We start from the raw sequence: 8731 nt of genomic DNA, 5'->3' as shown, positions 1-8731 counted from the left end.
CAACATGAGTTGCATATAAGCGACGAAGGGCTCCAGCACATGGCCTTGCAAGCGTGCGGCCATGGTATCGAAACGGGAAATATTGCCCGACCTGAAAGCCTCGCGCGCTGCGAAGAAGTCAGCCTCGTGGTTTGCCGAGGCAGCATTGCTGATTGCGGAAAGCGCGGCCCCCACGGAAAAAACAACTGCAACAAAGAGAGATCTCATAAGTGCTATAGTAGAATTTTACGTCCTTAAAAGATAGCACACGATGCCCCACATCAGCCTGAATCCCGCTACCGGCAAGGTTGAGCGAACCTTCCAGAGATGCGACGATCAACACCTCGACAGCGCACTGGAAGAGAGTCGAAAAGCCCAGAAAATCTGGCAAACGACCGGCTTCGTGCAGCGCGCCGAAGCGCTACGCCGTGCGGCGGAAATCCTGATGGCCAACCACGACGACTACGCCGCCCTGATTACACGGGAAATGGGAAAGCCGTTGCGGGAAGCCCGTGCCGAAGTGGAGAAATGCGCCCTGGCGTGCGACTACTACGCCCTCCACGCTGCCGAATTTCTCGCGGACGAACCGATCGAAACCGATGCCACCCAGAGCTACGTCAGCTACCCGCCGCTCGGCACCGTGCTCGCGATCATGCCGTGGAATTTCCCCTTCTGGCAGGTGTTCCGCGCCGCCGCACCGGCGCTGATGGCTGGCAACGCCATCGTGCTCAAGCACTCATCCAACGTGCCGCAATGTGCGCTGGCGGTGGAGGATATTTTCCGTACCGCTGGCCTGCCGAAAGGCCTGTTCGCCACCCTGATGATCGAAGCGAACCAGGTTGCAGGCATCATCGCCGATCCGCGCATCCATGCCGTCACTTTTACCGGATCGGAGCCGGCCGGTCGGCAGGTTGCAGCGGAGGCAGGGCGAAACCTGAAAAAGTGCGTACTGGAACTGGGCGGATCAGACCCCTTCATCGTGCTGCGCGATGCCGATCTCGACTACGCCAGCACCCAGGCCGTCAATTCACGCTTTCTCAACAACGGCCAGTCCTGCATCGCAGCCAAGCGTTTCATTGTCGTGCCGGAAATCGCTGACGAGTTCGTGCTCCTGATGAGGCAGAAAGTTGCCGCCCTTCGAGTCGGTGATCCGATGAAGGAAGACACTCAGGCGGGACCGATGGCAAGGCCCGACCTGCGCGACGAACTGCACCGTCAGGTAATGGATTCCATCGCCCAGGGAGCGCAAGCTTTATTGGGCTGCGAACCGGTCGCCGGGGAGGGCGCCTATTACCTGCCGTCCATTCTCGACCATGTCACGCCGAAAGCGTGCGCCTATCACGAGGAGCTGTTCGGCCCAGTCGCCACCGTAATCCGCGCCCGTGACGAACAGGACGCCCTCAGAATCGCCAAAGACACCCGCTTCGGTTTGGGTGCCAGTCTGTGGAGCCGCGATGCTGCGCGCGCGGAAAGGCTGTCGCGAGAGATCGAAGCAGGCTGCTGCTTCATTAACAGCACAGTCAAATCCGACCCACGCCTGCCGTTCGGCGGCATCAAGGCATCAGGCTACGGCCGCGAGCTGTCCTACCACGGCATCCGCGAATTCGTGAACATCAAGACGGTGTGGGTGAAGTAATCCTAAAAAAAGCATTTGAACCGCAAAGACGCAAAGAACGCGAAGGAAACGGGGTAGGCAGGGATGGGCGACTTGTCGCCCAACTCGCAAAAACAATGTGTTATCTGAATCTGCCCAGTCCCCAGATAGGTGAATGCCAGATGGGCTTTATGTCCTTGTGTTCTTTGCGCCTTCGCGTCTTTGCGGTTAATGAACTGCAGTTTTTAGGGTAATTCAGCGCTGCCGGACCTTGGCCAGCACCTTGCCGCTGGCGCTGTCGTAAAACCACACTTCGAGCAGATCCCCCATCAGGTAACGCTTTCTCAGGGTGTAATCCACCGGCTCCGCGAAGGTGGCTTTCCAGAAGGTGTTGCTTTCGGTATGGTAGGGCGGCTTGAGCCGGCACAGCGCCAGCATGCGAACGGTCTTGCCCTCCGTCAGCTTTTTCGCTTCCTCAGCTTTCATCACAATACCAGCGTCGAAGCCGGCATCGTCGTCCACCTTGCGCTCGTAAAAATCGTAGAGGTTGTCGAAGGCCAGGAAGTATTCGTAGCGCCACTGGTTTTTCACTTCCACCGTTTTTCCGGGGTAGAGCTCCACCACTTCGGGCGCGTGCCTGGAGGCGGTTTCGAAACCGAGGGGGAGAAACTTGGAGTGGTAATAGTCGCGCTGATCGGGATTGGCCAGTTCATCCCAGCTCCAGCCTTCGGCGATCTGGTTGAACACCATGTTGTAGCGCAGTTCCAGCCTGCCGCTTGCCGTGTTGTATTCCTGGGAAAAATTCGGGCCGGCGTCGAGATCGACGGCAAAGGCGAACACCTCCTCCTTGATGCTCGCATCAACCGGTGCGGAGGCGGAAATTTCCCCATACCACTTCTTGATGTCATCCCCGGCATAACTGGCGGGCAGCGCCTGGACGGAGCTGTCAAAAGAAGCTGCGGCATGGCCGGACAGGAACAAAAGCATTGCCGCCGCCAGGAATTTCAGTGTCCGTTGCATTTTACCGCCCTCAAAAACAGGCATCATAGCAATGGGCGGCATGAGCCCTCCATGATTTAAATCAAGCAAAATCTTTTAACCACGAATTCACACGAATGAAACACGAATGTTCACTAATAATCAGTTGGTTAGAATTTCCAGCCAGATTCACCTGGAGGCGCCCACTTTTGGTTATTCGTGTTTATTCGTGAACATTCGTGCCATTCGTGGTTAATCGCCATTTTATTAAATCAAGCAGGCCCTTAGCCGAGAAACAACTTGTAAGCCGGGTTCTTGCTCTCGTCCACATAAGGATAGCCCAGACGCTTCAGAAAGGCCTTGAAGGCGGGCTTTTCCTGCGGCGGCACCTGTACTCCCACCAGCACTCGCCCGTAGTCGGCGCCATGGTTGCGGTAGTGAAACAGGCTGATGTTCCAGCTCTGGCCCACACTGTCGAGAAACTTCATCAGCGCACCGGGGCGCTCGGGGAATTCGAAGCGATAGAGGATTTCGTTTTTCGCCTGGGGAGCATGACCGCCCACCATGTGCCGGACATGCAGCTTGGCCATCTCGTTGTCGCTCATGTCCACCGGCTGGAGCCCCTTGCGTTCCAGCAGCGCCAGCAGCTTCTCGGTTTCGCCGCGATTTTGTACCTGAACCCCGACGAACACATGGGCCGCGCCGGAATCGGAATAACGATAATTGAATTCGGTGATGTTGCGCGTCCCCAGCAGAGCGCAGAACGCCTTGAAGCTGCCCGGTTTTTCCGGGATGGTGACGGATAGCACGGCTTCGCGCTGCTCGCCCAGCTCGGCGCGCTCGGCGACATGGCGCAGCCGGTCGAAGTTCATGTTGGCGCCGGAGGCGATTGCCACCAGCGTCTTGTTCTTCAGCTTTTCACGCGCCGCGTACAGCTTGGCTCCGGCGATGGAAAGCGCCCCGGCCGGCTCGAGGATCGAGCGGGTATCCTCGAACACGTCCTTGATCGCGGCGCAGATGGCATCGGTATCCACCAGGATGACTTCGTCCACCAGTTCGCGACAGAGGCGAAAGGTTTCCTCCCCCACCTGCTTGACCGCCACGCCGTCGGCAAAGATACCGACCTGAGCCAGGGTGACGCGCTCCTTCTTCTTCAGCGAGCGGTACATGGCATCGGCGTCGACCGGCTCGACGCCGATGATTTTGATCTCCGGCTTGAGGCGCTTCACGTAAGCGGCAATACCGGCGATCAGGCCGCCCCCGCCAACCGGGACGAAGATGGCGTGAATCGGGTCCGGATGCTGGTGCAGGATTTCCATGCCGATGGTGCCCTGCCCGGCAATCACTTCCGGGTCATCGTAGGGATGGACGAAGGCCAGCTTCCGTTCCTTCGCCAGGGCCATGGCATGGACATAGGCGTCGCTGTAGGAGTCGCCGTGCAGCACCACGTGGGCGCCACGGTTCTGCACCGCCTCGACCTTGATCTGCGGGGTGGTGACGGGCATCACGATGGTGGCTTCGCACTTCAGGCGCTGCGCGGAAAGCGCCACACCCTGGGCATGGTTGCCGGCCGAAGCGGTGATCACCCCGCGCTTGAGCGTCGCGGCAGGAAGCTGCACCATCTTGTTGTAGGCGCCGCGCAGCTTGAACGAGAACACCGGTTGCAAGTCCTCGCGCTTGAGCATGACCACATTCTGGATGCGGCGTGACAGGTTCGGCGCGAATTCCAGCGGGCTTTCGATGGCCACGTCGTAAACGCGGGCGGTAAGTATTTTTTCCAGGTAGTCGTTTTGCATGATATTTCGAATAATTTAATTTTTTCAAGGTTAACAGGATTTAACCGAAACCAGAAGATTTGCGACCGCCGGCGTATTTCTTAATCCGTCAAATCCTGCAATAATTCGACCTAGTATGAGAATTTAAAAATAAGGATTTGGAAACATGACTCAAGACGAACTCAAGCAGGCCACCGCGCGTGCCGCCATCGAATACGTGCCGGCAGGCATCATCGGCGTGGGCACCGGCTCCACCGCCAACTACTTCATCGACGAACTGGCCAAAATCAAGGGCCGCATCGACGGCGCGGTGGCCAGCTCCGAAGCGACCGCGCAGCGCCTGAAAAGCCATGGCATCCCGGTTCTGGACCTGAACAGCGCCGGCGAGCTGGCGGTTTATGTCGACGGCGCCGACGAAATCACCGCGCACATGCACATGATCAAGGGCGGCGGCGGGGCGCTGACGCGGGAAAAGATCGTCGCCGCCTGCAGCAAGAAATTTGTCTGCATCGCCGACGGCTCCAAGCTGGTCGGCATGCTCGGCAACTTCCCCCTGCCAGTGGAAGTGATCCCCATGGCGCAAAGCTACGTCGCCCGCGAGCTGGTCAAGCTCGGTGGCCAGCCAAAACTGCGCCAGGGCTACACTACCGACAACGGCAACATCATCCTCGACGTGCACGGCCTGCAAATCATGAACCCGGTGGAACTGGAAACCCAGATCAACCAGATCGCCGGAGTGGTGACCAATGGCCTGTTCGCGCGGAGGCCGGCTGACGTGCTACTGCTCGGCACCAGCGCAGGGGTCAGGACGCTGACGGCTTAACCCGGATGTTTCATAAATTGACGCGCGCCCTCGCTGGTCTTTATGATTGATAGGAAAGATTTTACTCGGTCGGGTGTATGAATAACTACACCGCTCCTTCGCAAAACTTCCCTATCAATCAAAATCCTGCGCGATCATCACGCGAATTTATGAAATATCCGGGTTGATTGCCATCGGCAACGAAATTGTCACAATCGGCGCGTATACTTGAGAGAATGAACAAGAGGGAGATACACCATGCAGCATGAACACATTTCCAAGCAATTCGATGCCGAGCTGGAAACCGTGCGTTCTCGAGTGCTGCAGATGGGTGGCCTGGTGGAGGAACAGATCGTCAACGCCATCGAAGCACTGATCAACAGCAAGCTCGACCTCGCCGACGGCGTCATCGCCAAGGATCTGCAGGTCAATGCCATGGAAGTGGAAATCGACGAGGCCTGCGCCCACATCATCGCGCGCCGCCAGCCCACCGCCGGTGACCTGCGCATGGTAATGACGGTGATCAAGACCATCACCGACCTGGAGCGCATCGGCGACGAGGCCGAAAAAATCGCGCGCATGAGCAAGCTGATTTACCAGTCCGGCCGACTGTCCACGCCGCGCTTCACCGAAATCACGATGATGAGCGGCATCGTGCTGGAAATGCTGCGCAAGTCGCTCGACGCCTTCGCCCGGCTCGACATCGGCACTGCGGTCCAGGTGCCGCGCCAGGACGTGCTGGTAGACGATGCCTTCAGCTCCTGCATGCGCCACCTGATCACTTTCATGATGGAAGACCCGCGCACCATCTCCACCTCGCTCGACGTGCTGTTCGCCGCCAAGGCGATCGAGCGCATCGGCGACCACGCCAAGAACATGTCTGAATACGTGGTCTACATGGTCAAGGGCAAGGACGTACGCCACACCTCACTCGAGGAAATCGAGCGCGAAGTGGAATAAAGGCCGCCCATCAGTGCGCAAGTACGCCACCGTCGCGGCGGTCGATCTCGGCTCCAACAGCTTCAGGCTGCAAGTCGCACGAGTGGTGGACGACCAGATCTACCCGCTGGATTCGCTGAAAGATACCGTCCGACTTGGCGCCGGACTGGGTGCGGATAACACCCTCGATCAAGACACCTGCAATCGTGCGCTGGCCAGCCTTGGCCGCTTCGGCGAGCGCCTGCGTGGACTGCCGCGCGACGCGGTACGCGCTGTCGGCACCAACACCTTCCGCGTCGCCAAAAACGCCCAGGAATTCCTGCAGCAGGCCGAGGCCGCACTCGGTTTCCCGATCGAGATCATCGCCGGCCGCGAGGAAGCGCGCCTGATCTACCTCGGCGTTTCCCACGGCCTGCCGGCCTCGAGCGATAAACGCCTGGTGGTGGATATCGGCGGCGGCTCGACCGAGTTCATCATCGGCACCGGCCTGAAACCGCAGCAAATGGAAAGCCTGTACATGGGCTGCGTCAGTTATAGCCAGCGTTTCTTTCCGAACGGAAAAATCAGCAAAAGTGCCCTTCAGCAGGCGGACCTTGCCGCCCGCGCCGAAGTCCAAGCCATCCGCGGCGAGTTTTCCGCCGCCCATTGGCAGCAGGCCGTGGGATCTTCCGGCACCGCCAAGGCGCTGGCCGAGATTTTGCATGCCAATGGCTACAGCAACAACGGCATCACCCCCGAAGGATTGGCCAAGCTGCGCGACGCCATGCTCAAGGCAGGCGATTGCAACAAACTGCAACTGGCCGGCCTGCGCCCAGACCGGGTGCCCGTTTTGGGCGGCGGTTTCGCCATCATGGCGGCGATTTTTGCCGAACTGGACATCACCAGTATGAGCGTGGCTGACACTGCGTTGCGGGAAGGCGTGCTGTACGACCTGCTGGGCCGCTTCCACCGCCACGACATGCGCGAAACCACGGTGCGGCAATTCATGCGACGCTATCACGTCGATCCGGTGCAGGCCGGGCATGTCGGGCAGCTCGGCATCGATCTGTTGCGCCAGTTGGCGGGCGCACAGCCGCTCGATCTGGAGGCCGCGCTGAAACGTCTGTCCTGGGCCGCGCGCCTGCACGAGATCGGACTTTCCATCGCGCATAGCGGTTTCCACAAGCATTCCGCCTACATCATCGAACACGCGGACATGCCCGGGTTTTCCAAAAAAGAGCAGGCACAGCTCGCGCGCCTGGTCCTCGCCCAACGCGGCTCGCTGAACAAGGCGGCGCAACTTTTGCCGGACAACGATACCTGGGCACAGATTCTGGCCCTGCGCCTAGCGGTGCTGTTCTACCGCAGCCGCATGGATTTCGAGCTGCCGGAGATCCAGCTGGGGTGGCATGACTCCGGCTTCGAACTCGCCATGAGCAAGAACTGGCTCATCCGGAACCCTCTTACCGAAACCGCACTGGAAAATGAAGCCAAGGAATGGAAAAGCGCCGGGGTGAAACTGGAAATATCAGCGCTCCCCTAATTTAGATACAGCACATTTTGTGGCCGTTTGGATGCGAGTATGATTGAATATTTCGTCATGAGCCGATGCGAATGAGGGATTGGGGAACATTGATTGCCGTGCTGCTGGTGGCCGCCTGTGGAAAATCACCGGACGCCAGTTATGAGCCCAGCTTTAGTCATCAAGCCCAGGCAGATGTAAAAGAATATGTAGTCGGCATTCATCCGCTGCACAGCCCGCAGCGATTGATGGAGACATACGGGCCGATACTGGAATACATCGAGGCCGCCATCCCCGGTGTTCATTTCAGACTGGAAGCTTCGCGCAACTACGAGGAATTCGACAAAAAACTCTACAGTGGGCGCTTCGATTTCGCGATGCCCAACTCCTATCAAACGGTTTTATCCCTCAAACATGGCTACCGGGTGTTCGGGAAAATGGGGGATGACGGCAATTTTCGCGGCATCATCCTGGTGCGCAAGGACAGCGGCATTCGGGCGGTGAGCGATCTCAAGGGCAAAAAGGTTGCCTATCCGGCACCCACGGCGCTGGCGGCGACCATGATGCCCCAATATTACTTGCACACGCACGGCATCGACGTGAACCGTGACATTGAAAATCTTTATGTGGGCTCGCAAGAATCATCCATCATGAACGTGCTGCGTGGGCATGCGGCGGCAGGAGCGACCTGGCCCTTGCCGTGGCTGACGTTTAGCGCCGAACACCCCGCCGAAGCCAACCAGCTTGAAGTGAAATGGCAGACGGAAACCTTGCCCAACAACGGTTGGGTGGTGCGCCAAGATGTGCCGCCAGCGCTGGCCAGCCAATTCGCAACTGCCCTGTTTGGCCTGAATGACAGCGCGCAAGGTAGAAAGATGCTGGCACGGCTACCGATTTCTCGCTTCGAACCCGCCTCAGACGCAACTTATGCTCCGGTGCGTGATTATCTCGAAGTATTTTCAAGATCAGTGCGCCCGGTTGAACGATGAATATTCCGTCTTCAATCCGCTGGTTGCCTGAAGCGATTCGCGCCCATTGGCAACAATCCATCCGGCGGCAATTGATGATCGGATTTGGTACTGCGGCACTCGTTTTCATGCTTGCTTCAGGTTATGTTCAGTATAACCAGCAACGTGACACGCTTTATCGTGAAAGCCTAGTAC

The 8731-nt window shown here is 58.4% G+C and carries 7 protein-coding genes and 1 pseudogene; 5 read left to right on the top strand and 3 right to left on the bottom strand.

Going from position 1 to position 8731, the window contains the following annotated elements:
- Positions 1-207: pseudogene (locus VMV64_RS11545) on the bottom strand (transglycosylase); the annotation flags it as partial.
- A 43-nt stretch (positions 208-250) separates the two neighbouring features.
- Between VMV64_RS11545 and VMV64_RS11540 the strand changes: the two are divergent.
- Positions 251-1615 carry an NAD-dependent succinate-semialdehyde dehydrogenase gene (locus tag VMV64_RS11540; RefSeq protein WP_325330435.1) on the top strand — a complete coding sequence of 455 codons (1365 nt, stop codon included), beginning with the start codon at positions 251-253 and terminating at the stop codon, positions 1613-1615.
- Positions 1616-1828: 213 nt separating this feature from the next.
- Here the strand turns inward: VMV64_RS11540 and VMV64_RS11535 are convergent, their stop codons facing one another.
- Both VMV64_RS11535 and ilvA read right to left on the bottom strand, forming a co-directional pair.
- On the bottom strand, positions 1829-2593 hold the full coding sequence (locus VMV64_RS11535) for a hypothetical protein (RefSeq protein WP_325330433.1): 765 nt from the start codon (positions 2591-2593) through the stop codon (positions 1829-1831).
- A gap of 242 nt (positions 2594-2835) precedes the next feature.
- Entirely contained in the window at positions 2836-4347 is a 1512-nt protein-coding gene (gene ilvA, locus VMV64_RS11530) for a threonine ammonia-lyase, biosynthetic (protein WP_325330431.1), read from the bottom strand.
- Positions 4348-4492: 145 nt separating this feature from the next.
- Here ilvA and rpiA point away from each other — a divergent pair, with 145 nt between their 5' ends.
- The 4 genes from rpiA (at position 4493) to VMV64_RS11510 (ending at position 8557) form a co-directional block, all read left to right on the top strand.
- Entirely contained in the window at positions 4493-5149 is a 657-nt protein-coding gene (rpiA, locus tag VMV64_RS11525; protein WP_325330429.1) for a ribose-5-phosphate isomerase RpiA, read from the top strand.
- Between the two features lie 237 nt (positions 5150-5386).
- Entirely contained in the window at positions 5387-6088 is a 702-nt protein-coding gene (gene phoU, locus VMV64_RS11520) for a phosphate signaling complex protein PhoU (RefSeq protein ID WP_325330427.1), read from the top strand.
- Positions 6089-6101: 13 nt separating this feature from the next.
- Complete coding sequence (gene ppx, locus VMV64_RS11515) at positions 6102-7589, top strand: exopolyphosphatase (protein ID WP_325330425.1); 1488 nt, start codon at positions 6102-6104, stop codon at positions 7587-7589.
- Between the two features lie 98 nt (positions 7590-7687).
- Positions 7688-8557: a phosphate/phosphite/phosphonate ABC transporter substrate-binding protein gene (locus tag VMV64_RS11510; protein WP_325330437.1), complete on the top strand. Its 870-nt coding sequence runs from the start codon at positions 7688-7690 to the stop codon at positions 8555-8557.
- Positions 8558-8731 lie beyond the last annotated feature (174 nt).

The sequence above is a fragment of the Sulfuricella sp. genome (genome assembly GCF_035531155.1).
Classification (GTDB): Bacteria; Pseudomonadota; Gammaproteobacteria; order Burkholderiales; family Sulfuricellaceae; genus Sulfuricella.
This window is presented reverse-complemented; position numbering and strand designations above follow the sequence as displayed.